This window comes from Brevundimonas sp. CEF1, from assembly GCF_051353055.1.
Taxonomy (GTDB): Bacteria; Pseudomonadota; Alphaproteobacteria; order Caulobacterales; family Caulobacteraceae; genus Brevundimonas.
Genome location: NZ_CP195593.1, coordinates 3,519,199 through 3,546,062, shown reverse-complemented (window position 1 = coordinate 3,546,062; position 26,864 = coordinate 3,519,199). Strand labels below are relative to the sequence as shown.

The window sequence follows — 26,864 nt, the reverse complement described above, 5'->3', positions numbered from 1 at the left end:
TAGCACTCACGTCGGCCGGCTGCCAAAGCGGCGGTCGCGGGGGCGCCGCCCACCATTTCAGAACGCCCCGCTTCGGGGGTTTAAGAGGGAGAAGTCCGATGGCGTTTCGTCCGCTCGGCGATCGCGTGCTGGTCAAGCGCGTGGAAGAAGAATCCAAGACCAAGGGCGGGATCATCATCCCCGACACGGCCAAGGAAAAGCCCCAGGAAGGCGAAGTCGTCGCCGTGGGCCCCGGCGTCCGTGACGAAGACGGCAAGCACGTCGCCCTGGAACTGAAGGCCGGCGACCGCATCCTGTTCGGCAAGTGGTCGGGCACGGAAGTGAAGATCGACGGCGAAGACCTGATCATCATGAAGGAATCCGACGTCCTGGGCGTGCTCTCGTAAGCACCCGACGTCTGTCCTCATCGTCCAGAACATACGCATAAAAACAGGAGCAGCCCGCAATGGCCGCCAAGATCGTAAAATTCAACACCGACGCCCGCGACAAGATGCTGAAGGGCGTCAACGTCCTGGCTGACGCCGTCAAGGTGACCCTGGGTCCCAAGGGCCGCAACGTCGTGATCCAGAAGTCGTTCGGCGCCCCGCGCTCGACCAAGGACGGCGTCTCGGTCGCCAAAGAGATCGAGCTGGAAGACGCCTTCGAGAACATGGGCGCCCAGATGATCCGCGAAGTCGCCTCCAAGGCGAACGACAACGCGGGCGACGGCACCACCACCGCCACCGTCCTGGCCCAGGCCATCGTGCAAGAGGGCCTGAAGGCCGTCGCCGCCGGCATGAACCCGATGGACCTGAAGCGCGGCATCGACCAGGCCGTCGCCGTGGCCCTGGACGAGGTCAAGACCATCTCCAAGCCGGTCTCGAACAACTCGGAAATCGCCCAGGTCGGCACCATCTCGGCCAACGGCGACGCTGAAATCGGCGAGCTGATCGCCCTGGCCATGGCCAAGGTCGGCAACGAAGGCGTCATCACGGTCGAGGAAGCCAAGACGGCTGAAACCACCGTCGACATCGTCGAAGGCATGCAGTTCGACCGCGGCTACCTGTCGCCCTACTTCATCACCAACGCCGACAAGATGGAGGTCGCCCTCGAAGAGCCCCTCATCCTGCTCCACGAGAAGAAGCTGACCTCGCTGCAGCCCATGCTGCCGGTGCTGGAAGCCGTGGTTCAGTCGGGCCGTCCCCTGCTGATCATCGCCGAGGACATCGAAGGCGAAGCCCTGGCCACCCTGGTGGTCAACAAGCTGCGCGGCGGCCTGCGCGTCGCCGCCGTCAAGGCTCCGGGCTTCGGCGACCGCCGCAAGGCCATGCTGGAAGACATCGCCATCCTGACGGGCGGCCAGGTCATCTCGGAAGACCTCGGCATCAAGCTTGAGACTGTCACGCTCGACATGCTCGGCAAGGCCAAGAAGGTCCAGATCACCAAGGACGACACCACCATCGTCGAAGGCGCTGGCGAGAAGGACGGCATCGAAGCCCGCGTCGGCCAGATCAAGCGTCAGATCGAGGACACCACCTCGGACTACGACAAGGAAAAACTGCAAGAGCGTCTGGCCAAGCTGGCCGGCGGCGTCGCCGTCCTGCGCGTCGGCGGTTCGACCGAAGTCGAAGTGAAGGAAAAGAAGGACCGCGTCGACGACGCCCTGAACGCCACCCGCGCCGCTGCCGATGAAGGCATCGTCCCGGGCGGCGGCGTGGCCCTGCTGCAAGCCTCCAAGAAGCTGGTCGACCTGAAGGGCTCCAACGCCGATCAGAACGCCGGCATCGCCATCGTCCGTCGCGCCCTGCAGGCTCCGATCCGTCAGATCTCGGAAAACTCGGGCGTCGAAGGCTCGATCGTGGTCGGCAAGGTCATGGAGTCGACCGACGCCTCGTTCGGCTTCAACGCCCAGACCGAAGAATACGGCGACCTCGTCCAGATGGGCGTGATCGATCCGGCCAAGGTCGTCCGTTCGGCTCTGAAGTCGGCCGCCTCGGTCGCCGGCATCATGATCACGACGGAAGCCGCTATCGCTGACGCTCCCAAGAAGGGCGGCGCCGGCGGCGCTCCCGACATGGGCGGCATGGGCGGCATGGGCGGCATGGACTTCTAAGTCCAAGCCATCCAACGCCAAGACTACGGAAGGGCGGGATCGCAAGGTCCCGCCCTTTTTCTTTTGCCTTCCAACTTCGCTCATCCCGGCGAAACGCGTTGCCCTGATTTCCCTTCTCCCCTTGCGGGAGAAGGTGGCCCGACAGGGCCGGATGAGGGGTTGCGCGACGGCGGCCAAGGCTCTCAGTTCAACGCGCGGAGAGACCCCTCATCCGTCAGCCTTTGGCTGCCACCTTCTCCCGCAAGGGGAGAAGGGAAACGCGCGGGCTTTCACATCCCGCCCCGCCAATCCCTGAAAATCAGCGGGATCGCGCGACGCTCAGGCCAAACAACTCGCCGCACCTCCGACATCCCCCATCCTTCTCCCGTCCCGTCGCAGGGGAGGGCTCGCTCGGCCGGCGAACCGAAGCGGCGGCGGGAGCGGAGAGAACGGGGGTCTTGTCGAACCCTCCGCCCTCCATCGCGCGCGCCGGGCAAGGGAGCACCCAGCGGAAGGCGGCGATGGATCAGACGGAGGGTTCAGGAGTGAAGGGGGCAGCGCGCGAACGCGGGCTAATCTCGGGGTCTCAAGTAGCCCGAAGGGCGGTAGACCCCACTTCAGACATCACATCGATGGGGCCTAGAGACGGGGCGTTCGACCCGTCCGCCATAGAGGTCTCGATCAGGGTCGCGGGGGTTACGCGGACCGTTCCAGGATCAGGTCGTCGGCCTGACCTGCCCGTCATGGGCGCCGGGGGTAGCCGATAAGACCGGCGCCTGCCCCGAGCTCATGTCCAACTCTTCGCGCGGGGCGTCTGTCTTCGTCGAAACGGTATTACTCAATCACTCCGGGCGCACTCAAGAAGTTCCTTCTCCCCTTGTGGGAGAAGGTGGCGACCGAAGGTCGACGGATAAGGGGTCTCGCGACATCGGAAAGAAGCGCCCAAAGCCGCCGCCACACGCAAGAGAAGGATCAACCCCCGACCTCCCCCACTGCCCGTCCCGCCAGCCGCGCCCCCTCGACCACCGCCGGATCGTCGCGCGCGGTGTCCAGGATCCAGTCGCGGAAGCGGGCGATCTTGGGGGTCAGGCGGCGGGCGGGCGGGTAGCAGAGCCAATAACCCTCGGCCAGGGCCACCGTCTGCTCGAAAGGTCGGACCAGCAGCCCTCGCTTGATCTCCCGGCCATAGAGGATGGGCGAGCCCAGGGCCACACCCTGATCGCCGAGCGCCGCCGCCACCTCCATGGCCTGGTTGTCGGCGGTCAGGCGCGGCGAAGGCGCCGCGTCGGCGGGCGCCACCCCGGCGGCGGCGAACCAGGCGGCCCATTCGGCCGGTTCGCCCACCAGATGGGCGCGCTTCAGGTCCGCCGGCGTCTTCAGATCCAGGTGCTCGCGCATGGCCGGGGTGCACAGGGGGGTGAAGACGGCGGGCATCAGGAAGCGGCTCTCCAGCCCCGGCCACCGACCCGAGCCAAAGCGCAGGGCCACGTCCAGGCCGTCGGCGCCCAGGCTGGACAGGACGGAACTGGTGTCGACCCGCACCGCCAGATCGGGGTTGGCCAGTTGAAAGGCCCCCAGCCGCGTCGCCAGCCACTGGGTCGCCAGGGTCTGCAACGTGGTGATGGCCAGCACGCCCTGATCCGCCTCGACCACGTCGGCCACGGCGCGGCGCAACAGGGTCATGGCCTCGATCGAGGCCGTGGCCAGCCGCTCGCCCTCGGGCGTCAGCGACACCTGCCGCACGCCGCGCACGAACAGGGGCCGGTCCAGCCTCTGCTCCAGGTCGCGGATGCGCCAGCTGACCGCCGCCTGGCTCATGCCCAGAGCCTCGGCGGCGCGGGTGAAGCTGAGCAGGCGTGCGGCCGTCTCGAACACCCTCAAGGCGTCGACGGGAATGCGGGGCAGAACGTCAGTCATAAGCAAGCCTTATGCATGAGCTCTATGGTCTCGTTTGTGAACCCCGTTCGTCAACCGCATATTCGCCTCACACGAAAGGAGGACGACCGATGGAAGAGATGTATCGCACTCATAAGGAACCCGCGTGGGGCTGGATCGGCGCCCTGCTGGAGGCCCGCAAACCCGCCGCGCCTGCGACGGCCAAGCTCGCCGTCGCGTCGACGCCGAAACTGCGCCCCGGCCGCGCCGCCTGCTGACCGGCCGCCGCGACACGGCGTCGCGGTCGCCCCCCGCATCGCCGGAACGGTTTGCGCCGCTCCGGCGAGCCTGGCCATAAACGCACCTTCATCGACACCGAGGGGGCTCCGACCGATGCGCCGCACCAAGACCATTCCGACCTTCGCCGCCGCTGCCGCCCTGGCCGCCGTCAGCCTGAGCGTCGCCCTGCCGGCCGAGGCCCAATCGCGTCGAGCCGCCGCCGCAGCGCCCGCCGCCCTGACGCCACGCGCCGCCCCCGCCGCGCAGCGCGCCGTGACCTTCGCCGCCACGCCGGGCCAGCCGTCGGGCGCCCTGGTCCTGCCCCTGGGGGCCGAGGCTGATCTGGCTGCGCGCGGCGCCGCCCTGACCCCCGCCGTGCGCGAGGCCGTGGCCGCCGCCCTGACCGCCGCCCGCTTCGACTACAAGGCGCGCCAGACCCTGAGCCTGCACGGCGTCGGCGGCTGGGACCGCATCCTGGTCGTCGGCCTGCCGACCGAGGCCAAGCCTTCTGAGGTCCAGACCGCCGGGACCGTCGCCGGTCGCGCCCTGATCGCCCAGCCCGGCGCAATGACCGTCCTGACCGCCGGCTTGTCCGCCGACAACGCCGCCGAGCTGGCGACCGGCCTCGGCCTCGGCCAGTACCGCTCCGACCTGCACCGCACCACCGGCCGCGACGTCGCCGCGCCGGGCGGGATCACCCTCGTCGCCGACGACGCGGCCGGCGCTCAGGCCGCCTGGCGACGCGGCGCGGCCCTGGTCGAGGCCATGGCCTGGACCCGCGACATCTCCAACGAACCCGCCAACGTCATCTATCCCGAGAGCTTCGTCGAGCGCGCCCGCGTCGCCTTCGCCGGCGTTCCCGGCGTCGAGATCGAGGTTCTGGACGTGCCCGCCATGCAGGCCCTCGGCATGGGCTCGCTGCTCGGCGTCGGCCAGGGCTCTCCGCGTCCCCCACGCCTGCTGGTCGTGCGCTACAAGGGTCAGGGCGCGCCTGACGTCGGTCCCGTCGCCCTGCTGGGCAAGGGCATCACCTTCGATTCCGGCGGCGTCTCCATCAAGCCGGGCGCCAATATGGGCAATATGAAGATGGACATGTCCGGCGCCGCCAGCGTCGTCGGCGCCGTCCTGGCCCTGGCCAGGGCGGGCGCCCCGGTCGATGTGGCCGCCGTCGCGGCCCTGGCCGAAAACATGCCCGACGGGAACGCCATCCGTCCCGGCGACGTCCTGACCGCCATGAACGGCCGCACCATCGAGATCATCTCGACCGACGCCGAAGGGCGTCTGGTCCTGGCCGACGCCGTGGTCTGGGCCGACACCCGTCTCGACCCCGCGGCCATCGTCGACGTAGCCACCCTGACCGGCTCGGTCGGCGGGGCGCTCGGCAATGACTACGCCGGCCTGTTCAGCCGCCACGATGCCCTGGCCGACCAGCTGCGCGTGGCGGGCGACGCGACCGGCGAGCGCCTGTGGCGCCTGCCGCTGCACCCCTCCTATGTCGGGGGCACCAGCTCGACCATCGCCGACATCAAGAACTCCGGCGAAGGCGGCGCAGGCGCGGGCACCGGCGCCCACTTCATCGGCTATTTTGCGCGGCCCGAGACGCCCTGGGCCCACCTGGACATCGCCAACATGGCCTATGGCGGCGCCAATGACGTCAAGCCGGCGGGCTCGGCGGGCTTCAGCGTCCGCCTGCTGGAACGCTTCGTGCGCGACTTCCAGCCGGTGGCGAAAGAGAAGGGGACGGGCGGCTTTTAAGCCCCTCAGTCGACCGCGACGATCTCGACCGACTGGCCCGCCACTATCGCCTCGTCGCCCTCGCGCTTGCCCATCAGGGCGCGGGCCAGGGGCGAGACGTGGCTGACACTGCCCTTGGCCGGGTCGGCCTCGTCCTCCCCGACGATGCGCCAGGTCTGGGTGCGGCCGTCCTCGCGCTCGATGGTCACCGAGCCGCCGAAGCGCGCGCGCCCGTCCGGCGTCGTCTCCAGCAGCTGGGCCGAGGCCCGGCGCGCCGCCCAGTAACGCAGGTCGCGCGTGGCCCGGGCCATGGCGGTGCGGTCCGCCTCGATCGCGCCCTTGACCTGGGCCCCCGAATAGGCCGCCCGCGCCGCCGCCAGTTCGGCTTCGATCTGGGCCAGGCCCTCGGCCGTGACGTGGTTGGGATGGGGCGAGATCGGACGGTCCACCAGGTCGGCGGCCGTGGCTTCCAGATCTTCTTCTCGGGTGAAGGCGACGCTCATGAGGACAGAGCGTATGCCGTTCGCGGACGTTCCGGTCTAGGAAGGCGTGATGACAGACGCGCCTTCCTCCACACCTCCTGCTGTCGCCGTGATCGGCGCCGGCCCCGCCGGGCTGATGGCGGCCGAACGCCTGGCTTCGGCGGGCCTGCGCGTCACGGTGCATGAGCGGATGCCCTCGGTGGCGCGCAAGTTCCTGATGGCCGGGCGCGGCGGGCTGAACCTGACCCATTCGGAGGCGCAAGCGCCCTTCCTGAACCGCTACGACGCCCCGGCACGGGACCGCGTCGCGGACTGGCTGGACGCCTTTTCGCCCGCAGATCTGATCGCCTGGGTCGAGGGTCTGGGCCAAGCGACCTTTGTCGGCTCCTCGGGCCGGGCCTTCCCCAAGGCCATGAAGGCCTCGCCCCTGCTCCGCGCCTGGCTGGCGCGGCTGGAGGGCCTGGGCGTCGAGATCCGCACCCGCTCGCGCTGGACCGGCTGGAAGGACGGAGCACTGAGCTTCGACACGCCCGAGGGCGAGCGGCTGGAACGGCCCGACGCCGTGGTCCTCGCGCTCGGCGGCGCCAGCTGGGCGAAGCTAGGATCCGACGCCGCCTGGGTTCCCGAACTGGAGACGGCGGGCGTCGCTGTCGCCCCCTTCCGTCCCGCCAATGTCGGCTTCGACCTGGCCTGGTCGCCCCTGTTCCGAGACCGCTTCGCCGGCCAGCCGATCAAGGGCGTGGCCCTGAGCCATGCCGGTCGCACCGTGCGCGGCGAGGCCATGATCGCCGCCTATGGGATCGAGGGCGGGGCCATCTACGCCCTCTCGGCGGACCTGCGCGAGGCCATCGCCCGCGACGGTTCGGCCACGCTGATGCTGGACCTGCGGCCCGACATCAGCCGGCAGGCCCTGACCCAGAAACTGCTGAGGCCGCGCGGCAAGGACAGCCTGTCCAACTGGCTGAGGAAGGCCGTCCACCTCGATCCCCTGGCCGTCGCCCTGCTGCGCGAGGCCGGGCCTCTGCCGACCGAGCCGGGTCCGCTGGCGGCGCGCATCAAGGGCGTCAGCCTCACCCTGACCGGGGTTCAGGGCCTGAGCCGCGCCATCTCCTCGGCGGGCGGTGTAACGCTGGACGCCGTGGACGAACACCTGATGCTGAAAGCCCGCCCCGGCGTCTTCCTCGCCGGCGAGATGCTGGACTGGGAGGCCCCGACCGGCGGCTATCTGCTGCAGGCCGCCTTCGCCTCCGGCGTCGTCGCGGCGCAGGGCGCGGCGGACTGGCTGAAGGCGCGCTGATCGACCAAGGGCGGGGGTCGACAGGCGGGGCGCGAGGGGGCAGCGTGTCAGCCTTCTCTCGCTGACCGAGTGCGCTTCATGTCAACGTCCCGTTCCGCCGCCGCCCTTGGCCTGATCGCCGCGCTGATGACCTCGACCTCGGCCCTCGCTCAGACAGCCCCTCTGGGCCGCGTCGATCCGGTCCGGCTCAGCGAGGCGACGCGGGTCCTGGCCTCGGATGAGTTCGAGGGCCGCGCTCCGGTCACGCCGGGCGAGGACAAGACCATCGCATGGCTGACGCAGCAGTTTCAGGCGCTCGGGCTGGAGCCCGGCGGCCCCGACGGCGCCTGGGTTCAGACAGCCCAGGTCAGCCGCACCAGCCAGGACGGACCCGCCGCCATCAGCGTCAGCGCCAAGGGACAGACCACCGCCCTGCAGCGGGCCACAGACGTCATCGTCTCCTCCGACCGGCCGGTGAGCCATATCTCGCTCAAGGACGCGCCCCTGGTCTTCGTCGGCTATGGCGTGGACGCGCCCGAGCGCGGCTGGGACGACTACAAGGGGGTCGATCTGACTGGCAAGATCATGCTGGTCCTGGTCAATGACCCCGACTTCAACGCCCCGGAAGGCCATCCGGTGACCGGCCAGTTCGACGGTCAGGCCATGACCTTCTATGGCCGCTGGACCTACAAGTTCCAGGTGGCGGCGTCGCACGGAGCAGCGGGGGTCCTGGTCATCCACGACACGGCGGGGGCGGGCTATCCCTGGTCGACGCTGCAGAACTCCTCGACCGCGCCCAAGTTCGACATCGTCCGCGCCGATCCGGACAAGGAACGCGTGGAGGCCCAGGGCTGGATCCAGGGCGCCGTGGCCGAAAAGCTGTTCCAGGACGCCGGGCTCGACTTCGCCGCGCTAAAGGCCCAGGCGCGCACGCCCGACTTCCGACCGGTGGCGCTGGACGGCGTCACCATGTCCATCGACTTCGGCCAGAAGGCCGACCGGGTTCAGACCCGCAACGTCATGGCTCGCCTGCCGGGCGCGACCCACCCGGACGAGACGGTGATGTTCGGCGCCCACTGGGACGCCTATGGCCGGGCGACGCCCAAGAACGGCGACGACATCTATAACGGCGCCGTCGACAATGCGACGGGCGTGGCGGCCGTGCTGGAGCTGGCCCGCCTGTTCGCCGAGGGGCCGCGCCCCGAACGCTCGACCGTCTTCGTCAGCTGGGCCGCCGAGGAGACGGGCCTGCTGGGGGCCGAGTATTATGCCGCCAATCCGGTCTGGCCGCTGGAGACCACGGTCGCCAACATCAATATGGACAGCCTGCTGCCGGGGACCGAGATCGACCCCAACATCGTCGTCATAGGCGCGGGCAAGAATGATCTGGACGACCGCTTGGCCGTCTTCGCCGGGCGCGAAGGCCGTCGCCTGATCCCCGATCCGGCGCCCCAGGCCGGGGCCTTCTATCGCTCGGACCACTTCCCGCTGGCGCGGAAGGGCGTGCCCGCCCTGTTCGCCGCGGCGGGCTTTACGGGCCATAACGCCGCCAGCCGCGACTATGTCGCCAACCGCTATCATCAGCCCACGGACGAATGGACCCCGGAGTGGAAGATGGACGCCGCCGCCGCCGATGTTCAACTGCTCTATGAGGTCGGCGCCGCCCTGGCCAATTCGCGCGACTGGCCGGCGTGGAAGCCGGGCGATGAGTTCGAGGCGGCGCGCAACGCCTCGGCCGATGCGCGCAAGCCGTGACCCCGGCGGCCTGACGCGCTAGACCGCCCGCATGACCCAAGCGCCCGACATCCACGGCCTCTGCCCCGCCCGTTTCAGCGCGGTGAAGGACGCCTTCGCCGCCAACTTCGTCGACGCGCCCGAGAGGCTGAACGAACAGGCGGCGCGCTTCAGCGTCGTCATCGACGGGGAGGTGGCCGTGGATCTCTGGGCCGGGTCGGCCGACACGGCGGGGCGCACGCCCTTCACGGACAAGAGCCTGGTCCCGGTCTTCTCGACCGGCAAGGCGGTCATGGCTTTGATGATCGCGCGCTGCGTGGACAAGGGGCTGCTGTCCTATGAGGACAGTGTCGCCGACCACTGGCCGGCCTTCGGCGCTGCGGGCAAGGAGCGGCTGACCGTCGGCCAGTTGATGAGCCACCAGTCGGGCCTGCCGGGCTTCGACGGCGGGGTCGAGCCGGAGATCTGGTTTGATCGGCAGGCGGTTCTGGACCGGCTGGCGGCTCAGGCGCCGCTGTGGGAGCCCGGCACGGCCTCGGGCTATCACCCCATCACCATCGGCTATCTGGCCGGCGAGCTGTTCCGCATCGTCGATGGGCGCAGCATGGGCACAGCCCTGCGCGAGGACTTTGCTCAGCCCTTGGATCTCGACCTGTGGATCGGCCTGCCCGAGAGCGAGCATGGGCGGGTGGCGCAGATGCGCAAGCCGACCGCCGCCCCGGACCTCGGCCCCATCGACGCCATCAAGAAGGCGGCCTTCCTCGATCGCGGCTCGGCCCCCGGCGGGCGCGGCTCGACCGAGTGGCGCATGGCGGAAATCCCCTCGGCCAATCTGCACGGCACGGCCAAGGACCTGGCGCGGATGATGTCCATCGTCGCCACGGGCGGCGCCCTGGACGGTGAGACGATGCTGTCGGCGGACACGCTGGCGCAAGCGACGCGCGAGCGCATCCGGGGCTTCGACAAGGTGGTGCCCTTCGACATGAGCTGGGCGGCCGGCTTCATGCGCAACGAGAGCCTGAAGGTCTTCGGGTCCAATCCCGCGAGCGTGGGCCATACCGGCTGGGGCGGGTCGATGGCCTTCGCCGATCCGGCCACGGGGGTTTCGGCCGCCTATGTCATGACGCGCCAGTCGCCGCACCTGATCGGCGATCCACGCGCCCTGCGCCTGGTCGAGGCGCTTTACGCCGCGCTGTAGGAGGCGGCGGCCCATCTCCCGATGGGAGAGGGCTTGAGCTCCCAAGAGCGAAGCGATTGGCCGAGCGAAAGGGTGAGGGTTCACCGTGTGAGTCGGCGCTCGCCGTGGCACAGGAACCTCAATCCCTACCCTTCGTAGCACCTGCATACCCGCAGGTAAGGTGGGGAGGATATGCGGCGGCTTACGCCGACTGAAGACTTCAACCCTCACCCTTTCGCCTGACGGATCGCCTGCGGCTCTCCGAGGCTCAAGCCCTCTCCCACAGGGAGAGGGAGGCGGGATGTCGAGCGGACGATGAGAAAGATCAGAGGGCGACTATGACGTCGTTACTGACCAGGGCGCGCATCCGTCATCGCGATGCGGCCAATCTCAATGAAACACTGGCGCCAGCGCGGCCTCTTATGCGCAAGGTCCGCGTCAAAGCCTCAGGCGTCGGCGCCCCAGGCCAGTTGGTCGTGGACGATGCGCCAGCCGTCCTCGGTGCGGCGCAGAACGCGGGTGAACAGGCCGCGATCAGTCTTGCCCTCACGTCGCATGACCACCCGGCCGGAAACCACCGTGGTGTTGACGTCGAACTGCAGGGTCTCGAACCACTCATAGGTCATCTGGCCCAGGCCGCCGGGCTGGGCGGCGCGGGCCTGCAGGGCGGCGCGCACGCTGTCCGGCCCCTTCAGCGGAGTGTCGCCGAGGAAAACCAGCAGGGGCTCGTCCTGGACATAGGTGGCCATGACCGCCTCGACGTCGCCCGAGGACCAGGCCTCGGCGGCGGCGTCCAGGGTGTTGCTCACCGCGTCGAAGGTCTCGGCCGTGGTCGGCACGACCACCGGCGGGGCCAGCGGCGCGGGCGCCTCGCTGCGCGCCGTGCGGATGACTTCGTCGCCGCCCCCCTGCATGCCGACGCTCTGGGCGCAGGCGGACGAGCCGGTCGCCAGGGCGACAGAAAGAGCAAGGACGGCGAGAGAGCGAGCGCGGATCATCAGCCCTTCTAGGCTGGAACGGCCGCCAATCTCAACGCGGGACGCGCGCTTCCTGGTCCAGGGCCCCCATGCGGTCCTCGGCCGGGTCGTCCAGCAGGCCGGGTTCCGGGGCGACAATGGTCTCGGCCGTGCGGCTGGCGCGTCGGACCTTGAGCACCGCGCCGACGGCGAAGACCGCCGCGCCCAGCCAGATGAAGGCGAAGGAGGCGATGCGTAAGCCCCCCAGGGCCTCGCCCTGCATCATGCCGATGAAGAAGACGATGGTCGGAGCCAGGAACTGCAGGAAGCCCATGCTGGACAGGGGCATGCGCCGCGCCGCCCAGGCGAAGAGGGCGAGAGGGATGACCGTGGCCGGACCGGCGAACAGCAGCCAGAAGGTGGCGGCGGGCGAGGCGGTGAAATGCCCCTGCCCCGTCGCCTGAATATAGATCACCCAGGCCAGGCCCGGCGCGGCCAGCAGCAGGCACTCCATGAAGAGGCCGGTCTGGGCCTCGACCGAGACGCGCTTTCTGATGATGCCGTAGGCGGCGAAGCTGAAGGCCAGCAGCAGGGAGACCCAGGGGGCGTGGCCCAGGGCCAGGGTCTGCAGCACCACCCCGACGGCGGCCAGGCCGATGGCGGCGGCGCCGAAGCGGTCGATCCGTTCACGGAACAACCAGGCCCCGGCGGCCATGTTGAGCAGGGGATTGAGGTAGTAGCCCAGCGAGGCGTCCAGGGTCCGCCCGTTGTTCACCGCCACGACATAGGTGGTCCAGTTCGTCGCGATCAGCACCGCCGACAGGGCCAGCCAGCCCAGGACCTTGGGTTGGCGGAAGACGGCGACCACCTGAGTCCACTGACGCGCGATCAGGACCAGCAGCAAGGCCCAGAGCAGGCCCCAGACGGCGCGGTGGCCCATGATCTCCCAGGCGTCGGCGCCCTGATGCGCCATCTGCTGGAAAACCAGGGGGATGAAGCCCCACAGCAGATAGCAACCCACCCCCGCCATCAGGGCGGCGCGGGCTTCGGACGAGGTCGCAGAGGGGGACGCGGTCACTGGGCGGACGCCTTGATAAGCGTCATCCCGGACGATCCGAAGGATCGATCCGGGACCGCATCAAACGGCGACGTTCGTGGCGGTCCCGGCTCTACGCTTCGCTACGGCCGGGATGACGGCGAGTACTTAGACCGTCAGGCTGCGGTAGCCGCTGGACGGGGTGATGACGCCGGTCTCGTCCAGCAGCTGGGCGATCTGGACGGCGTTCAGGGCCGCGCCCTTGCGCAGGTTGTCCGACACGACCCAGAACGAAAGGCCGTTCTCGACGGTCGGGTCCTTGCGGATGCGCGACACATAGACCGCATGCTCGCCGGCGGCGTCGACGGGGGTGATGTAGCCGTCGTGTTCCAGCTTATCGATGACCAGGACGCCCGGCGCCTCGCGCAGGATTTCGCGGGCCTCGTCCGGCTCGATCGGGCGATCGAACTCGACCGTCACGGCCTCCGAGTGGCCGACGAAGACCGGCACGCGGACGCAGGTCACGGTCAGCTTGATCGAGGGGTCGATCATCTTGTGGGTCTCGTCCCACATCTTGGCTTCCTCGTCGGTGTAGCCGTCGTCGCGGAAGGAGCCGATGTAGGGAATGACGTTGAAGGCGATCTGCTTGGGGAACTTCTTGGGCGTGGCGTCGCCCAGGCCGTAGATGGCCTTGGTCTGGTTCCACAGCTCGTCCATGCCTTCCTTGCCGGCGCCCGACACGGATTGATAGGTCGAGACGACGACGCGCTTGGCCTTGGCCGCGTCATGCAGGGGCTTCAGCGCCACGACCAGCTGGGCCGTCGAGCAGTTGGGGTTGGCGACGATGTTCTTCTTGCGCGCCAGCTTGACCGCATCGGGGTTCACCTCCGGCACGATCAGCGGCACGTCCGGGTCCATGCGGAAGGCCGAGGAGTTGTCGATGACGATGGGACCGGCCTTGCCGATCTTTTCCGACCATTCCTTCGACACCGAACCGCCGGCGCTCATCAGCACGACGTCGACGGTGGAGAAGTCGAACTGCTCCAGGTCCTCGCACTTCAGCGTCTTGTCGCCGAAGGCCACCTCGACGCCCTTGGATTTTCGTGAGGCGATCGCGTGCATCTTGTCGACGGGGAAGTTCAGTTCCTCGATGATGTTCATCATTTCGCGACCGACATTGCCGGTGGCGCCAACGACGGCGACGCGATAGCCCATGATCAGAATATCCTTAGAAGGGGCGCTGGGGAGAAAAGCGGTTCTGCATTTGGGTCTTTCGCAGGCGCGAAGCAACCGGTTTTCACCAAATTCCTGCGTCAGAAGGCATGAATCCGCTCCGCCTTCCCTGATCGGTCCCTTGGGGCTATGCCGCTGACCATGACCTCCCGTATCCGCAACGCCTACGACATCCGCGTCGAAGAGGGCGTCATCGCCCCCGATCCGCAGCAACTGGAGCTGCTGGCCGCGCTGGAACGGCTGGAGGCGGACCTGGCCAGGAAGGGCCTGTTCGGCCGCCCGCCCGAGGTCAAAGGCATCTACATCTGGGGGCCGCCGGGACGCGGCAAGTCCATGCTGATGGACCTGTTTTACTCGGCCACGCCCGAACAGAAGAAGGTGCGCGCCCACTTCCACGCCTTCATGGCCCGCATCCACGATCTGGTGAAGCAGTGGCGCGACGGCGATCCGCGCGCCCGCAAGGCCGTGTTCGGGACAGCCAAAGGCGACGACCCCATTCCGCCGATCGCGGCCCTGATCGCCTCGGAAGCGCGGCTGCTGTGCTTTGACGAACTGCAGGTCACTGACATCGCCGACGCCATGATCCTGGGCCGGCTGTTCGAGGCCCTGTTCGAGAAGCGGGTGGTCCTGGCGGTGACCTCGAACCGCGCGCCCGAGGACCTCTACAAGAACGGCATCAACCGCCAGCTCTTCCTGCCCTTCATCGACATCCTGAGGGAACGCTGCGAGGTGGTGGAGACGGCCGGGGCGCGGGACTTCCGCCTGGACCGCATGGCGGGGGCGAAGGTCTGGTTCTCGCCGCTGGACGATGCGGCGCGGGCCGGTTTCGAGACCCTGTGGTCGGACCTCAAGGGCGGAGAGCCGGAAGAGCCGGTGGCCCTGCCCGTTCTGGGCCGTCAGGTCCGGGTGCAGCGCACGGTCGGCGGCATGGCGCGCGCCACCTTTACCGAACTGTGCGGCTCGCCCCTGGGGCCGCAGGACTATCTGGCCATCGCCCGACGCTTCCACACCCTCTTCCTGTCCGACGTGCCGACCTTGAGCCCCGCCAACCACCATGAGGCGCGACGTCTGGTGACGCTGATCGACGCCCTCTACGAGGCCAAGACCCGGCTGGTGGTCCTGGCCGAGGCCGAGCCTGAGAAGCTTTACGCCGAGGGTGTCGGAGCGTTCGAGTTCGAGCGCACGGTGTCGCGCCTGAACGAGATGCGCAGCGCCTCCTGGCTGGAGCAGAGGGGCGATGAGAGCGAGGCGGAAGAGGCGGCGCCGGTTCACGCCTGAGGCCTGCCCTCTTCTTCTCTCCGTCATCCTCGGGCTTGACCCGAGGATCGAGCGTTCAACCAGCCCGCCTTTGGCAGGATGCGGCGCCTGGTGCGGGTCATTGTCCCACGTCGCGCACTTGATGGTCCGATCCTCGGGTCAAGCCCGAGGATGACGGCGGAGTGTGGGGTGAGGGGTGTGGCGCACGAAAAAGGGCCGCACCCGAAGATGCGGCCCTTTCCATTTTTGTTCGGCCGCGGTCAGAAGGCTCCGCCTTCTCGACCCGACGCGGCCGGAACGGCTATGCGCTCAAGCAGCGAGGCTCCGCGAGCCGAGCGATAGCGCCTCTTCGCTGGCTTAAGCCAGCGAAGGCTCGATGTCCTTGCAGGCCTGGATCAGGCCGTTCACCGACTCGACCGACTTGGCGAACATGGCCTTTTCGTCGTCGTTGGTGGTGAACTCGACGATCTTCTCGACGCCGGCGGCGCCGATCAGGGCCGGGACGCCGACGTAGAGATCGGACAGGCCGTACTCGCCCGACAGCCAGACGGCGCAAGGCAGGACGCGCTTCTGATCCAGCAGGTAGGAGCGGGCCATCGCAATCGCGCTTTCGGCCGGGGCGTAGAAGGCCGAGCCGGTCTTCAGCAGGGCCACGATCTCGCCGCCGCCCTTGCGGGTGCGCTCGACGATGGCGTCCAGTTCGGCTTGCGTCAGGAAGCCGGCAGCGACGGCGTCCGGCAGCGGCAGGCCGCCCACGGTCGAGTGGCGCACCATCGGCACCATGTCGTCGCCGTGGCCGCCCAGGGTCCAGGCGTTGATGTCCTGCACCGAGACGCCGGTCTTTTCAGCCAGGAAGTAGGCGAAGCGGGCCGAGTCCAGAACGCCGGCCATGCCGACGACCTTCTCCTTGGGCAGGCCCGAGAACTTCTGCAGGGCCCAGACCATGGCGTCGAGCGGGTTGGTGATGCAGATGACGAAGGCGTTGGGGGCGTGTTGCTTGATGCCCTCGCCGACGGCCTTCATGACCTTGAGGTTGATGCCGATCAGGTCGTCGCGGCTCATGCCCGGCTTGCGCGGCACGCCGGCGGTGACGATGCAGACGTCGGCGCCCGCGATGTCGGCGTAGTCGTTGGCGCCCTTCAGGGCCACGTCCTGACCGAAGACGGCCGAGGCTTCGGCGATGTCGAGGGCTTTGCCTTGCGGCGTGCCTTCAGCGATGTCGAACAGGATGACGTCGCCCAGCGCTTCGCGCGCGGCCACGTGGGCCAGGGTTCCGCCGATCATTCCGGCGCCGATGAGGGCGATCTTCGCGCGAGCCATACAGGTCTCTCCAGTCGATGTTGCGTGTGCGAAACGGTACTCGATGGCGGGCGGTCTAGACCCGCAAGGGAGCGGGAGCAAGCGCCGGGCGTTGCGCCTTTGGTCAGCCCCTGCGAGGGTCGCCGCATCCAGAGGGGCATGATGACCGCCACGGAAGACGACCGCCAATATGAAGCCCGCGTCCTGGGCGAGGCCGAGGCCTGGCGCGAACGCCAGCTGCGCCGTCCCGGCCTGTGGGACATGACCACTCGCGCCGCCCAGGATCGGATCAACAAGATCATCCCCGAGCGGGTGCACCAGATCGTCACCTCCGGCGTAGAGCTGACCACGCGAGGCGTCATGGCGGGGGCCGAATGGACCACGGCCAAGCCCCTGCTGCATGGCGACCTGAGGACGCGCGAAGACCTGATCCGCACCCGCATCGACCTCTATCGCACCACGGCCAGCGCCGAGGGCGGGGTGGCGGGGGCGGGCGGCTTCCTGCTGGCGGCGGCCGATTTTCCTGCCCTGCTGGCCATCAAGGTCAAGCTGCTGGCCGAGATCGGCGCCCTCTACGGCCATTCGGGCAAGAGCCTGGCCGAGCGTCTCTATCTGCTGCGCATCTTCCAGCTGGCCTTTTCCAGCGCCCGGCATCGGCCCGAGGCCCTGGCGGCCCTGGAGGCGGCGGGACGCGGCCTGCACCAGCCCGAGCGCATCCAGGACTTCGACTGGCGCAGGTTCCAGCTGGAGTATCGCGACTACATCGACCTGGCCAAGCTGGCCCAGCTGATCCCGGTCATCGGAGCCCCCGTCGGGGCCGTGGTCAACTGGCGGCTGACGACCCGGCTGGCGACGACGGCGATGAACGCCTATCGCCTGCGCTGGTTCGAGGACGAGCATCTGACATGACTGAATTCAAAGCTGACGCCGCCTTCGAGGCCGGGTCCGTCTTCGCCGTCGACTGGCCCCTGTGCCAGGTGCGGCTGCAGGACGACGCCCGCTTCCCCTGGCTGATCCTGCTGCCGCGCGTCGAAGGCGCGGTCGAGCTGGACGACCTGAACCGCGAACAGCGGACGGCCCTGATGGATGAAGTGGTGCGGGCGGGCGAGGTGGTGCGCGCCCTCGCCGAGGCGGCCGGCCGGCCCGTGGACAAGCTGAACACGGCGGCCCTGGGCAATGTCACCCGCCAGCTGCATGTCCATGTCGTCGGGCGTCGCCGCGACGACGGCCTGTGGCCCGACCCGATCTGGGGGCGCCCCGGCGCCCTGCCTCTGCCTGCGGACGAAAAAGCCGCCCTGTTGCGAGCCATTCGCGAGGCCTGATCAGGAAATTGCGATCCGCAGCGCTTATCCGGCCCGGTTCGTTGACACCCGGCCTTCGCGGTCACTAAAGCCTATCGCACTGCAACCGGACCTGTTTTTCCACAGGTTTTTTGAGAACCATTCGCATGTCGAACCTTCCCCAGGGTGCGGGCGACCCCACTGGCCGCTACGTCCGCCATCCCAATGGCCATGTGGCGCCGATGTCGCCCTTCACCGACGTCTGGCGGTGGCACGTGACCATGACGGCCTCCATCCTGTTCCGCGTCACCATCGGCGCGGCCACGGTCGGCGCCGTTCTGCTGCTGGCCTGGGTCGCGGCGGTCGCCGCCGGCCCCGAGGCCTACGCCAAGGTTCTGGCCTGCTCGGCCTCGCCCTTCGGTCTGTTCATCTGGTTCGGCCTGTCGCTGGTGGTCTTCTCCTTCCTGCTGAACGGCGCCCGCCACCTGATCAACGACGCCGGCAAGGGCCTTGATCTGAAGTCCGCCAATCTGATGGCCAATATCGCGGTCTGGGGCCCTCTGGTCGTGACCGTGCTGTTCTGGGTCGTCCTGTTCGCCGCCGGAAAGGTTTCGCTGTGAGCGCCGCCCCCAAGTTCAAGAACCATGTGAAGATCTCCGAGCGCCACGGCGCCGGTGAATGGAAGATCGAGAAGCTGGCCCTTCTGGCCCTGATGCCGCTGGGCCTATGGGTCCTGTCGTCGGGCTTCACCCTGGCGGGCGCCGGCTATGAAGCCGTGGTCGCCTGGTTCGGCAACAGCCTGAACGCCGGCCTGCTGGGCCTGACCGCCATCGTCTTCTTCCTGTTCGCCAGCCTGGCCTGGAAGGTGATCATCGAGGACTACGTCCCCGCGCCCTCGGCCCGGACGACCCTGATCAACCTGTCGAACCTCGTCTTCCTCGTGCTGGCCGCCGCCAGCATCTTCTTCATCGTGCGTGTGGCGATGGGCTCCGCCCCGCTGCCCGCCGGAGTCTGATCCCGCCATGGCTGCTTACGAGCTTATCGATCACGAATACGACGTCGTCGTCGTCGGCGCGGGCGGTTCGGGCCTGCGCGCGGCCCTCGGCGCCGCCCAGCAGGGCCTGAAGGTCGCCTGCGTCACCAAGGTCTTCCCGACCCGCTCGCACACGGTCGCGGCGCAGGGCGGCATCTCCGCCTCGCTCGGCAATATGGGCGAGGACAGCTGGCAGTGGCACATGTACGACACCGTCAAGGGGTCGGACTGGCTGGGCGACCAGGACGCCATCGAATACCTGGTCCGTAACGCGCCCAAGGCCGTTTACGAGCTGGAACACTGGGGCGTGCCCTTCTCGCGCACCGAAGAAGGCAAGATCTACCAGCGCGCCTTTGGCGGCATGACCCGCAACTTCGGCGAAGGCCCGGTGCAGCGCACCTGCGCCGCCGCCGACCGCACCGGCCACGCTATCCTGCACACCCTCTACGGCCAGTCGGTCCGTCGCGAGGTCAAGTTCTTCGTCGAATACTTCGCCCTGGACCTGATCATGCAGGACGGCGCCTGCACCGGCGTCACCGCGCTTCAGCTCGACACCGGCCAGATGCACCAGTTCCGCGCCAAGATGGTGGTGCTGGCGACCGGCGGCTACGGCCGCGCCTACTTCTCGGCCACCTCGGCCCACACCTGCACCGGCGACGGCAACGCCATGGTGCTGCGCGCCGGCCTGCCCTTGCAGGACATGGAGTTCGTGCAGTTCCACCCGACCGGCATCTATGGCGCCGGCTGCCTGATCACCGAGGGCGCCCGCGGTGAAGGCGGCTATCTGACCAACTCGGAAGGCGAGCGCTTCATGGAGCGCTATGCGCCGACCGTGAAGGACCTGGCCCCGCGCGACATGGTCAGCCGCTCCATGACCATCGAAATCCGCGAAGGTCGCGGCGTGGGTCCGAACAAGGACCACATCTTCCTGCACCTGGACCACCTGGATCCCAAGATCCTGCACGCCCGCCTGCCGGGCATCTCGGAATCGGCCAAGATCTTCGCCGGCGTCGACGTGACCAAGGAGCCGATCCCGGTCCTGCCGACCGTCCACTACAACATGGGCGGCATCCCGACGAACTATCACGGCGAGGTGCTGACCCTGCGCGACGGCAACCCCGACAGCGTGGTTCCGGGCCTGATGGCCGTGGGCGAAGCCGCCTGCGTCTCGGTGCACGGCGCCAACCGTCTGGGCTCCAACTCCCTGACCGACCTGGTGGTGTTCGGCCGCGCGGTCGGCCTGCGCTGTGGTGAAGTCGTCGACAAGAACTCCGCCGTGCCCTCGGCCTCCAAGGCCCAGACCGACGAGCACCTGGCCCGCCTCGACCGCTTCCGCAACGCCTCGGGCTCGACCCCGACCGCCAAGCTGCGTCTCGAGATGCAGCGCGCCATGCAGTCCGACGCCGCCGTCTTCCGCACCGGCAAGACCCTGGACGAAGGCGTCCAGAAGCTGCGCTCGATCGACGCCGCCGGCGCCGACATCAAGACCACGGACCGCGGCCTGATCTGGAACACGGATCTGATGGAGACGCTGGAGTACGACAACCTGATCGCTCAGGCCCTCGTCACCATCGAAGGTGCGGCCAACCGCACGGAATCGCGCGGCGCCCACGCCCGCGAGGACTACCCGGACCGCGACGACGTCAACTGGATGAAGCACACCCTGGCCTGGAAGCGTCCGGGCGAAGGCGTCCAGATCGATTACCGTCCGGTGCACAAGTACACGATGACCGACGAAGTTTCGTACATCGAGCCCAAGGCTCGGGTTTACTAAGGGAGAGCAGACAGATGGTTCAACTCACCCTCCCGCGCGGCTCCAAGCCCACGACCGGCAAGGTCCACAAGGCCCCGGCCGGCGCCAAGAACGTCAAGACCTACAAGGTCTATCGCTATGACCCGGAGACGGATTCCGATCCGCGCTGGGACAGCTACGAGGTCTCGACCGACGATCACGGCCCCATGCTTCTGGACGCCCTGATCCACATCAAGAACGAGATCGACCCCACCCTGTCCTTCCGTCGCTCGTGCCGTGAAGGCATCTGCGGCTCCTGCTCGATGAACATCGACGGTCGCAACACCCTGGCCTGCACCAAGGGCTGGGACGAGTGCTCGTCGCACAACATCACCGTGGCCCCCCTGCCCCACCAGCCGGTGGTCAAGGACCTGGTGACGGACCTGAGCCTCTTCTACGCCCAGTACGACTCGATCCAGCCCTACCTCCAGTCCGACGAGCCGGACCCGGAGAAGGAGCGCCTGCAGTCGCCCGCCGACCGCGAGAAGCTGGACGGCCTGTATGAGTGCATCCTGTGCGCCTGCTGCTCGACCTCCTGCCCCAGCTACTGGTGGAACCAGGAAGAATACCTCGGCCCGGCGGCACTGCTGCAGTCCTACCGCTGGATCTCGGACAGCCGCGATGATGCGACCCAGAAGCGCCTCGACGACCTCGAGGACCCCTTCAAGCTGTATCGCTGCCACACGATCATGAACTGCGCCCAGGTCTGCCCCAAGGGGCTGAACCCGGCCAAGGCGATCGCCGAGACTAAGAAGCTGATGGTGGCCCCGAGCCGCAAGCGCGCGGCGGCCTAGGGCTTCCGACCGATCCATCCGAACAGCCCCCGGCGCCGTCAGGCTCCGGGGGTTTTTCATGGCCAGCTTCATATTGCCGTCACCCCGGACGACCCGCAGGAGCGATCCGGGGCCCAGGCGTTTCATCTGACCGGGACGTGGCCACAGCAGGCGCCTGGGTTCCGGGCTCGCTTCGCGCCCCGGAATGACGGCAGGAAGGGGCGAGACGACTCGACCGCCTTTTTCATAGCCATCCGGGCTTGCCTCCCGCGCCGACGAGGCTAAGACGCCTGCATGGCCAAGATCACCTACATCGAGCACGACGGGACCGAGCACACGGTCGAGGTCAAGAACGGCCTGTCCGTCATGGAAGGTGCGATCCGCAACAACGTCCCCGGCATCGACGCCGACTGCGGCGGCGCCTGCGCCTGCGCCACCTGCCACGTCTATGTCGACGAGAACTTCGCCGCCGAAACCGGCCGCCCCTCGGCCATGGAGGAGTCGATGCTCGACTTCGCCGAGAACGTCGAGCCGAACAGCCGCCTGTCCTGCCAGATCCGCGTCAGCGACGACCTGGACGGCTTGATCGTGCGCCTGCCGCAAAGCCAACACTGAGATGATCGACGCCCGGCTGCTGGACGCGGTCGGGGCCTTGATCACGGTCCATGCGCGGCCTGGACACATCCCGCTGATCGGGATCGCCGGGGCGCAGGGGTCAGGCAAGACCACCCTGGCCCGCGCCGCCGCCGAACGAGGGGGCGCGGCGCACCTGTCGCTGGACGACGTCTATCTGACCCAGGCCGAGCGCGAGGCCAAGGGCAGGGCGGTCCATCCCCTGTTCGCCGTGCGCGGCCCGCCCGGCACGCATGATCTGGGGCTGCTGGACACGACCATCGCCGCCCTGCGCGCCGCCGGTCCCGCCAGCCGAACCGCCCTGCCCGCCTTCGACAAGCTGGCCGACGATCGCCGCCCCGAGACGCAATGGCCTGTGTTCACGGGCCGCCCGTCGGCGGTGCTGGTCGATGGCTGGTGCCTGGGGGCGACGCCCCAGGTCGAGGCCGACCTGATCGCCCCGATCAACGCCGTGGAGCGCGAACAGGATGGACAAGGGCTCTGGCGCGGCGCGGTCAACGCCGAACTGGCCGGCTCCTACGCCGAGGCCTTCGCCCGTTTCGACGCCCTGCTGTTCCTCAAGGCGCCCTCGTTCGACGCCGTGATGGACTGGCGCTGCGAACAGGAGGCGGGCCTGATGGGTCTGTCCCCGGCCGCCCTGCCTCTCGAACGGCGCGCCGAGTTGTCCGTCTTCATCCAGCACTTCGAACGCATCACCCGCCACATGCTGGCGGGCGGAGTGCGGGCGGATCGGACCTTCAGTCTTGGCCGGGACCGCGGCCTGGCGCGATCTCCCTAACCTGACGCCCTGAGCGCGCCCAGCCGGGCGAAGGCCAGGGTCAGGGCCTTGCGGCGCGCCGGCGCCAGGGGCGTCGTCGGCGCCGCGCGCACCACCGCCCCGCCGAAGCCGTCGGCGACGATCAGGCCCGGCTCGTCCGGCAGGATCGCTTGCGGAAACTCCGGCGCGACGGCGAAGTAGAAGGCGTCGCAGAAGGGCCCGTATTCCTGCCATTTGCGGTCGACGCGATAGTCCTCCACGCCTGACTTCACCTCGCAGATGACGATGTCGCCTTTCGACCCCAGGGCCATGACGTCGGCGCGCCGCCCATTGGGCAGGCAGACCTCCAGCAGGGGCGCATAGCCCATGTCCCGCATCAGCCGCGCCGCGCCGCGCGTCACCGACAGGGTGGTCTCCGGCCGGCTGAAGACCAGTTCAAGATCAAGGACAGAGGCGGCCATGCCGCCTTTATGTTCCGCCTATGTTCCTGCCGCAAGCTGCACCTTTCCTCCGCATCATCCCTCTCCGTCATCCCGGCCGCAGCGAGGCGGAGAGCCGGGACCACCCAGGACATAGGCTTTTGGCGTATTCGGCGGTCCCGGATAGCGGCTACGCCGCTTCCGGGATGACGGTCAGATCAGCGGCCCAGCCTCAATCGGTTCACGCGCCATTCCTCGCGCGTCTGGCCCCAGAGGTTGACGACATGATCCTGAAAGGGCGGCGGGATGCGGCCCGGCCCGCGATTGGTTGACCCCAGACGTAGCGCCACCTTTTCCGAGCCGCGATTGTCCGGGTCAATGCAGTGGATGACATCGGTCCAATCCAGCACATCGAAGGCATAGTCCATGGTCGCCGCCGCAGCCTCGACCGCATAGCCCTTGCCGGTCGCGTCGCGGTGCAGGCTCCAGCCCACCTCGCGACCCGGCCAGTCATAGGGATGCAACGGGCCGATGCGGCCCATCCACTGACCCGTCGCCTTCTCGATCAGCGAGAACATGCCCTCGCCCTGCAAGGCCCACATGCCCGCGACCGATGCCATGGCGCGCCAGACCTCGTGCTTCGACTGCACCCCGCCGATGAAGCGGGTCGTCTCCGAGTCGCTCATGAAGTCGGCCCAGCGGGGAAAGTCCTCCAGCGTCGGCGGACGCAGAAACAGACGCTCTGTCTCCAGCGTCGGCCCGAGGCTCGAGGTCGGACGCTCGATCACAACAGATACTCCCGCTCCAGGCTGTAGACGCTGCCGTCGCCGGTCAGGACGCTGGAATAGAGGCAGAAACGGTCGATGCGGATCGGCGGCGAATGCAGCAGGTTGTGCCCCGTGATCCATGCCCCGATGCGGTCCGGGTTCGTCTGGGGCTTCAGATAGGCCAGGGTGACGTGCGGTCGGTATTCGCGCTTCTCCGGCGGCACGCCCGCCCGCTCGCCCGCCGAACGGCAGCGCCCGGCCAGGACATTCAGCGGCTCCGACCGTTCCAGCCCGGCCCACAGGGTGTGGGTGCGGTGGGCGTCGCCAAAGGCCCCGACGCCGTTCAGGGTGATCTCGAAGGCCCCGCCGCCCTCGGCTCGGCTTAGTTCAGACGCCAGATCGTCCGCCGTGCGCTCGGACGCCTCGCCATAGAAGGCCAGGGTGACGTGCAGGGCGTCCAGCGGCCGCCAGCGCGCGCCCGGCAGGCCCGACTGGCGGCGCTGAAGCGTCTCAGCGACGTCTTCCGGGATCGAAATGGCGGTGAACAGGCGCAACATGCGACCCTTGGTAGCGGGCGGAACGTGTGTTCGGAAGACGGGTTTTCCTTGCAAGGCGGGCCGTCCGTCCCGATATTTCCCGTCAAGGTCGGCATTTGCCGTCCACTCAGGAGACTTCTTTCGCGATGAGCGACTTCAACAACGGCTATGCGCGCCCGCTTCCGCAGTCGGCGGACATGTCCGTCGACGCCGGTCTGCGCGCCTTCATGCTCGGCGTCTACAACAAGCTGGCCCTCGGCCTGGTGGTCGCCGGCGCCCTCGCCTATGTCACCGGCAACGTTGAGCCGGTTCAACAACTGCTGTTTGCTCGCGGAGCAGACGGCCGTATCGGCCTGACCCTGCTGGGCATGGTCGTCCAGTTCTCGCCCCTGGTCATGCTGTTCGGCTCGATGTTCTTCATGAAGAACCCGACGGCCAAGGGCGTGAACATGCTCTACTGGGCCGTGGTTTCGACCATCGGCGCCGGTCTGGGCGTCCTGTTCCTGCGCTACACCGGCGGTTCGCTGGCCTCGACCTTCTTCGTCACGGCGGCGGCCTTCGCCGGCCTCAGCCTGGTCGGTTACACGACCAAGAAGGACCTGACCGCCATGGGCAGCTTCCTGATCATGGGCGTGATCGGCCTGGTCATCGCCTCGATCGTCAACATGTTCATGCAGTCGGGCGTGATGTACCTGATCATCTCGGGTCTCGGCGTGCTGATCTTCTCGGGTCTGATCGCCTATGACACCCAGCGCCTGAAGATGACCTACTACGCGCTCGGCGGTAATCAGGAAGCCATGGGCGTGGCCACGGGCTTCGGCGCCCTGAGCCTGTTCATCAACTTCGTGAACCTGTTCCAGTTCCTGCTGGCCTTCATGGGCGGCAGCCGGGAATAAAGGTCTCAAGAGCGCGCAAGCGCGATAGGCCATCAAGAATGAAGGCCCCGGCGGAAACGTCGGGGCCTTTTTCATTGCACTGACAGCAACCCTATCCGCTCATCCCCGCGGAGGCGGGGACCCAGCAAGAGCGCCGGGCGGAGCGTTCATCCGTTGATCGAAGTGTCTTGAAGCCAAAGCACTGGGTCCCCGCCTCCGCGGGGATGAGCGGGGTTTGGCCCTACTCCACCACGCTGAACTTGCGGCTGTCGAAAACCCGCAGCACCTGGGCCAGGTCGCGGCCGCGTTTCAGCACATGGCCGCCCTCGCCGATCACGGCCCATTGCCCCTGCTTCAGACGCAGAGCCGGCCGCTTCTCGATCCGATAAAGCGGCGCGTCGCCCGAGCGGCGGAAGACGGCGAACTCGGCGACCTCCTTGTGACCGATCATGGCGTAGTCGCGCCATTCCCCGGCGGCGACCATGCGGCCATAGACCCGCAGCACCAGCCCCAACTCCTGCCGGTCGAAGAAGACCGGACCGAGCTGAGCGGCGTCTGAACTGTGCGGATCAAGACTCATCGTCCCTCAACTTAGGAGGCTCCGCGCCGAACGCCAGCGGCGCCGCGACTTGTCACCCGCGCCGCACCCGTCCAAAAGGCGGATCAAGTTCAGATACGGAGACGAACCCATGGCGACGAGCGAAGGCTGGGATATGCCCACCGGCGACCTGATGAAGGGCAAGAAGGGCCTGATCATGGGGGTCGCGAACTCCAGTTCCATCGCCTGGGGCATCGCCTCGCAGCTGGCCGCCCAGGGCGCGGAGCTGGCCTTCACCTACCTCGGCGAGAGCCTTGAGCGCCGCGTGCGTCCTCTGGCCGAAAGCGTCGGCGCCAAGCTGCTGATCCAGGCCGACGTCACCGACGACGCCTCGATGGACAAGGCCTTCGAGGAGCTGGAAAAAGAATTCGGCACGATCGACTTCGTCGTCCACTCGGTGGCCTTCGCCAACAAGGACGAGCTGAAGGGCTCCTTCGTCGACAACACCACCCGCGACAGCTTCCTGCTGGCCATGAACATCTCGGCCTTCAGCTTCGTCGACGTGGCCAAGCGTTCGGCCAAGCTGATGCCCAACGGCGGCTCAATGATCACCCTGACCTACCTGGGGTCGGAACGCGTCATCCCCAACTACAACACCATGGGCGTGGCCAAGGCCGCCCTGGAAGCCGCGACCCGCTACATCGCCCGCGACCTGGGTCCGAAGAACATCCGCGTTAACGCCATCTCGGCGGGCGCGATGCGCACCCTGTCGCTGGCCGGCATCTCGGGCGGGCGCGGCCTGCACTCCAAGTCGGCGCAGTTCTCGCTGATCAAGGAAGAGACCTCGATGGAAGGCGTCGCCGGCGCCGCCCTGTGGCTGTGCTCGGACCTGGGCCGCTCGACCACGGGCGAGGTCGTCCACGTCGACGCCGGCTTCCACGCCGTCGGCCTGCCGGACGACGTCGAGGGCTGATCCCCTTCGGGTTCTGGAAATGAAAAGGGCCGTCGGGAAACCGGCGGCCCTTTTTGCTTTCAGGGCGCCGCCGCCCAGC

At 68.1% G+C, this 26,864-nt stretch carries 28 protein-coding genes; 18 read left to right on the top strand and 10 right to left on the bottom strand.

Translation table 11 applies throughout. The features are described from left to right. Positions 1-98: 98 nt before the first annotated feature. Entirely contained in the window at positions 99-386 is a 288-nt protein-coding gene (gene groES / locus ACR9FL_RS17740) for a co-chaperone GroES (RefSeq protein WP_003167913.1), read from the top strand. A gap of 59 nt (positions 387-445) precedes the next feature. Next, positions 446-2,092 carry a chaperonin GroEL gene (groL, locus tag ACR9FL_RS17735; RefSeq protein ID WP_436356589.1) on the top strand — a complete coding sequence of 549 codons (1,647 nt, stop codon included), beginning with the start codon at positions 446-448 and terminating at the stop codon, positions 2,090-2,092. Positions 2,093-3,043: 951 nt separating this feature from the next. Here the strand turns inward: groL and ACR9FL_RS17730 are convergent. Continuing rightward, positions 3,044-3,988 carry a LysR substrate-binding domain-containing protein gene (locus ACR9FL_RS17730; RefSeq protein WP_436356588.1) on the bottom strand — a complete coding sequence of 315 codons (945 nt, stop codon included), beginning with the start codon at positions 3,986-3,988 and terminating at the stop codon, positions 3,044-3,046. Positions 3,989-4,077: 89 nt separating this feature from the next. On the opposite strand from ACR9FL_RS17730, the gene ACR9FL_RS17725 reads away from it, so the two are divergent. Together ACR9FL_RS17725 and ACR9FL_RS17720 are read left to right on the top strand one after the other, a co-directional pair. Beyond that, on the top strand, positions 4,078-4,224 hold the full coding sequence (locus ACR9FL_RS17725) for a hypothetical protein (RefSeq protein ID WP_436356587.1): 147 nt from the start codon (positions 4,078-4,080) through the stop codon (positions 4,222-4,224). Positions 4,225-4,339: 115 nt separating this feature from the next. After that, positions 4,340-5,980: a leucyl aminopeptidase gene (locus ACR9FL_RS17720; RefSeq protein WP_436356586.1), complete on the top strand. Its 1,641-nt coding sequence runs from the start codon at positions 4,340-4,342 to the stop codon at positions 5,978-5,980. A 5-nt stretch (positions 5,981-5,985) separates the two neighbouring features. Here the strand turns inward: ACR9FL_RS17720 and greA are convergent, their stop codons facing one another. Next, positions 5,986-6,462 carry a transcription elongation factor GreA gene (gene greA / locus ACR9FL_RS17715; RefSeq protein ID WP_296177553.1) on the bottom strand — a complete coding sequence of 159 codons (477 nt, stop codon included), beginning with the start codon at positions 6,460-6,462 and terminating at the stop codon, positions 5,986-5,988. 49 nt (positions 6,463-6,511) lie between these two features. On the opposite strand from greA, the gene ACR9FL_RS17710 reads away from it, so the two are divergent. The 3 genes from ACR9FL_RS17710 (at position 6,512) to ACR9FL_RS17700 (ending at position 10,649) form a co-directional block, all read left to right on the top strand. Beyond that, on the top strand, positions 6,512-7,738 hold the full coding sequence (locus ACR9FL_RS17710; protein ID WP_436356585.1) for an NAD(P)/FAD-dependent oxidoreductase: 1,227 nt from the start codon (positions 6,512-6,514) through the stop codon (positions 7,736-7,738). Between the two features lie 78 nt (positions 7,739-7,816). Continuing rightward, complete coding sequence (locus ACR9FL_RS17705) at positions 7,817-9,472, top strand: M28 family metallopeptidase (protein ID WP_436356584.1); 1,656 nt, start codon at positions 7,817-7,819, stop codon at positions 9,470-9,472. Between the two features lie 31 nt (positions 9,473-9,503). Further along, on the top strand, positions 9,504-10,649 hold the full coding sequence (locus ACR9FL_RS17700) for a serine hydrolase domain-containing protein (RefSeq protein WP_436356583.1): 1,146 nt from the start codon (positions 9,504-9,506) through the stop codon (positions 10,647-10,649). Between the two features lie 425 nt (positions 10,650-11,074). Here the strand turns inward: ACR9FL_RS17700 and ACR9FL_RS17695 are convergent, their stop codons facing one another. From ACR9FL_RS17695 to ACR9FL_RS17685, 3 genes are all read right to left on the bottom strand, one after another. Next, entirely contained in the window at positions 11,075-11,626 is a 552-nt protein-coding gene (locus tag ACR9FL_RS17695; RefSeq protein WP_436356582.1) for a YybH family protein, read from the bottom strand. 31 nt (positions 11,627-11,657) lie between these two features. Beyond that, a complete protein-coding gene (gene rarD, locus ACR9FL_RS17690; protein WP_436356581.1) occupies positions 11,658-12,662 on the bottom strand; it encodes an EamA family transporter RarD in 1,005 nt (334 codons plus the stop codon). 126 nt (positions 12,663-12,788) lie between these two features. Next, the gene (locus tag ACR9FL_RS17685; protein WP_314428748.1) at positions 12,789-13,835 is read right to left on the bottom strand and encodes an aspartate-semialdehyde dehydrogenase; all 1,047 of its coding nucleotides are present in this window, start codon (positions 13,833-13,835) and stop codon (positions 12,789-12,791) included. Positions 13,836-13,994: 159 nt separating this feature from the next. On the opposite strand from ACR9FL_RS17685, the gene zapE reads away from it, so the two are divergent. Beyond that, on the top strand, positions 13,995-15,131 hold the full coding sequence (zapE, locus tag ACR9FL_RS17680) for a cell division protein ZapE (RefSeq protein ID WP_436356580.1): 1,137 nt from the start codon (positions 13,995-13,997) through the stop codon (positions 15,129-15,131). Between the two features lie 336 nt (positions 15,132-15,467). Here zapE and mdh read toward each other — a convergent pair whose 3' ends face one another. After that, positions 15,468-16,430, bottom strand: coding sequence for a malate dehydrogenase (gene mdh / locus ACR9FL_RS17675; RefSeq protein ID WP_436356579.1), 963 nt, complete (start codon positions 16,428-16,430; stop codon positions 15,468-15,470). 141 nt (positions 16,431-16,571) lie between these two features. Here mdh and ACR9FL_RS17670 point away from each other — a divergent pair, with 141 nt between their 5' ends. The 8 genes from ACR9FL_RS17670 to ACR9FL_RS17635 all read left to right on the top strand — a co-directional run bounded on the left by ACR9FL_RS17670 (position 16,572) and on the right by ACR9FL_RS17635 (position 22,698). Continuing rightward, positions 16,572-17,318 (top strand): EcsC family protein, encoded by a 747-nt coding sequence (locus tag ACR9FL_RS17670; protein WP_436356578.1) that lies wholly within the window; start codon positions 16,572-16,574, stop codon positions 17,316-17,318. Next, positions 17,315-17,731 carry an HIT domain-containing protein gene (locus tag ACR9FL_RS17665; protein WP_436356577.1) on the top strand — a complete coding sequence of 139 codons (417 nt, stop codon included), beginning with the start codon at positions 17,315-17,317 and terminating at the stop codon, positions 17,729-17,731. The genes ACR9FL_RS17670 and ACR9FL_RS17665 overlap by 4 nt, the downstream gene beginning before the upstream one ends. A gap of 125 nt (positions 17,732-17,856) precedes the next feature. After that, positions 17,857-18,309, top strand: coding sequence for a succinate dehydrogenase, cytochrome b556 subunit (gene sdhC / locus ACR9FL_RS17660; protein WP_436356576.1), 453 nt, complete (start codon positions 17,857-17,859; stop codon positions 18,307-18,309). Then, entirely contained in the window at positions 18,306-18,704 is a 399-nt protein-coding gene (locus ACR9FL_RS17655; protein WP_436356575.1) for a succinate dehydrogenase, hydrophobic membrane anchor protein, read from the top strand. Before sdhC ends, ACR9FL_RS17655 begins: the two co-directional genes overlap by 4 nt. A 7-nt stretch (positions 18,705-18,711) precedes the next feature. Continuing rightward, the gene (gene sdhA, locus ACR9FL_RS17650; RefSeq protein ID WP_346506238.1) at positions 18,712-20,496 is read left to right on the top strand and encodes a succinate dehydrogenase flavoprotein subunit; all 1,785 of its coding nucleotides are present in this window, start codon (positions 18,712-18,714) and stop codon (positions 20,494-20,496) included. 14 nt (positions 20,497-20,510) lie between these two features. After that, complete coding sequence (locus ACR9FL_RS17645; RefSeq protein ID WP_436356574.1) at positions 20,511-21,308, top strand: succinate dehydrogenase iron-sulfur subunit; 798 nt, start codon at positions 20,511-20,513, stop codon at positions 21,306-21,308. A 273-nt stretch (positions 21,309-21,581) separates the two neighbouring features. Next, positions 21,582-21,902, top strand: a complete 321-nt coding sequence (locus ACR9FL_RS17640; protein ID WP_297933198.1) for a 2Fe-2S iron-sulfur cluster-binding protein — start codon at positions 21,582-21,584, stop codon at positions 21,900-21,902. Position 21,903: 1 nt separating this feature from the next. Continuing rightward, the gene (locus ACR9FL_RS17635; protein ID WP_436356573.1) at positions 21,904-22,698 is read left to right on the top strand and encodes a kinase; all 795 of its coding nucleotides are present in this window, start codon (positions 21,904-21,906) and stop codon (positions 22,696-22,698) included. On the opposite strand, the gene mmcB is transcribed toward ACR9FL_RS17635, so the two are convergent. The 3 genes from mmcB to thpR form a co-directional block, all read right to left on the bottom strand. Beyond that, positions 22,695-23,138, bottom strand: a complete 444-nt coding sequence (gene mmcB, locus ACR9FL_RS17630) for a DNA repair putative endonuclease MmcB (protein ID WP_436356572.1) — start codon at positions 23,136-23,138, stop codon at positions 22,695-22,697. The two genes, ACR9FL_RS17635 and mmcB, sit on opposite strands and share 4 nt — an antisense overlap. 176 nt (positions 23,139-23,314) lie before the next feature. Continuing rightward, on the bottom strand, positions 23,315-23,884 hold the full coding sequence (locus tag ACR9FL_RS17625; RefSeq protein WP_436356571.1) for a GNAT family N-acetyltransferase: 570 nt from the start codon (positions 23,882-23,884) through the stop codon (positions 23,315-23,317). Continuing rightward, positions 23,881-24,420 carry an RNA 2',3'-cyclic phosphodiesterase gene (gene thpR / locus ACR9FL_RS17620; RefSeq protein WP_436356570.1) on the bottom strand — a complete coding sequence of 180 codons (540 nt, stop codon included), beginning with the start codon at positions 24,418-24,420 and terminating at the stop codon, positions 23,881-23,883. The genes ACR9FL_RS17625 and thpR overlap by 4 nt, the downstream gene beginning before the upstream one ends. 125 nt (positions 24,421-24,545) lie before the next feature. Here thpR and ACR9FL_RS17615 point away from each other — a divergent pair, with 125 nt between their 5' ends. After that, complete coding sequence (locus tag ACR9FL_RS17615) at positions 24,546-25,295, top strand: Bax inhibitor-1/YccA family protein (protein WP_436356569.1); 750 nt, start codon at positions 24,546-24,548, stop codon at positions 25,293-25,295. Between the two features lie 220 nt (positions 25,296-25,515). Here ACR9FL_RS17615 and ACR9FL_RS17610 read toward each other — a convergent pair whose 3' ends face one another. Then, positions 25,516-25,854, bottom strand: coding sequence for a DUF2794 domain-containing protein (locus ACR9FL_RS17610; RefSeq protein ID WP_436356568.1), 339 nt, complete (start codon positions 25,852-25,854; stop codon positions 25,516-25,518). A 133-nt stretch (positions 25,855-25,987) separates the two neighbouring features. Between ACR9FL_RS17610 and ACR9FL_RS17605 the strand changes: the two genes are divergently transcribed. Beyond that, positions 25,988-26,785, top strand: a complete 798-nt coding sequence (locus ACR9FL_RS17605; protein WP_199183615.1) for an enoyl-ACP reductase FabI — start codon at positions 25,988-25,990, stop codon at positions 26,783-26,785. Positions 26,786-26,864 lie beyond the last annotated feature (79 nt).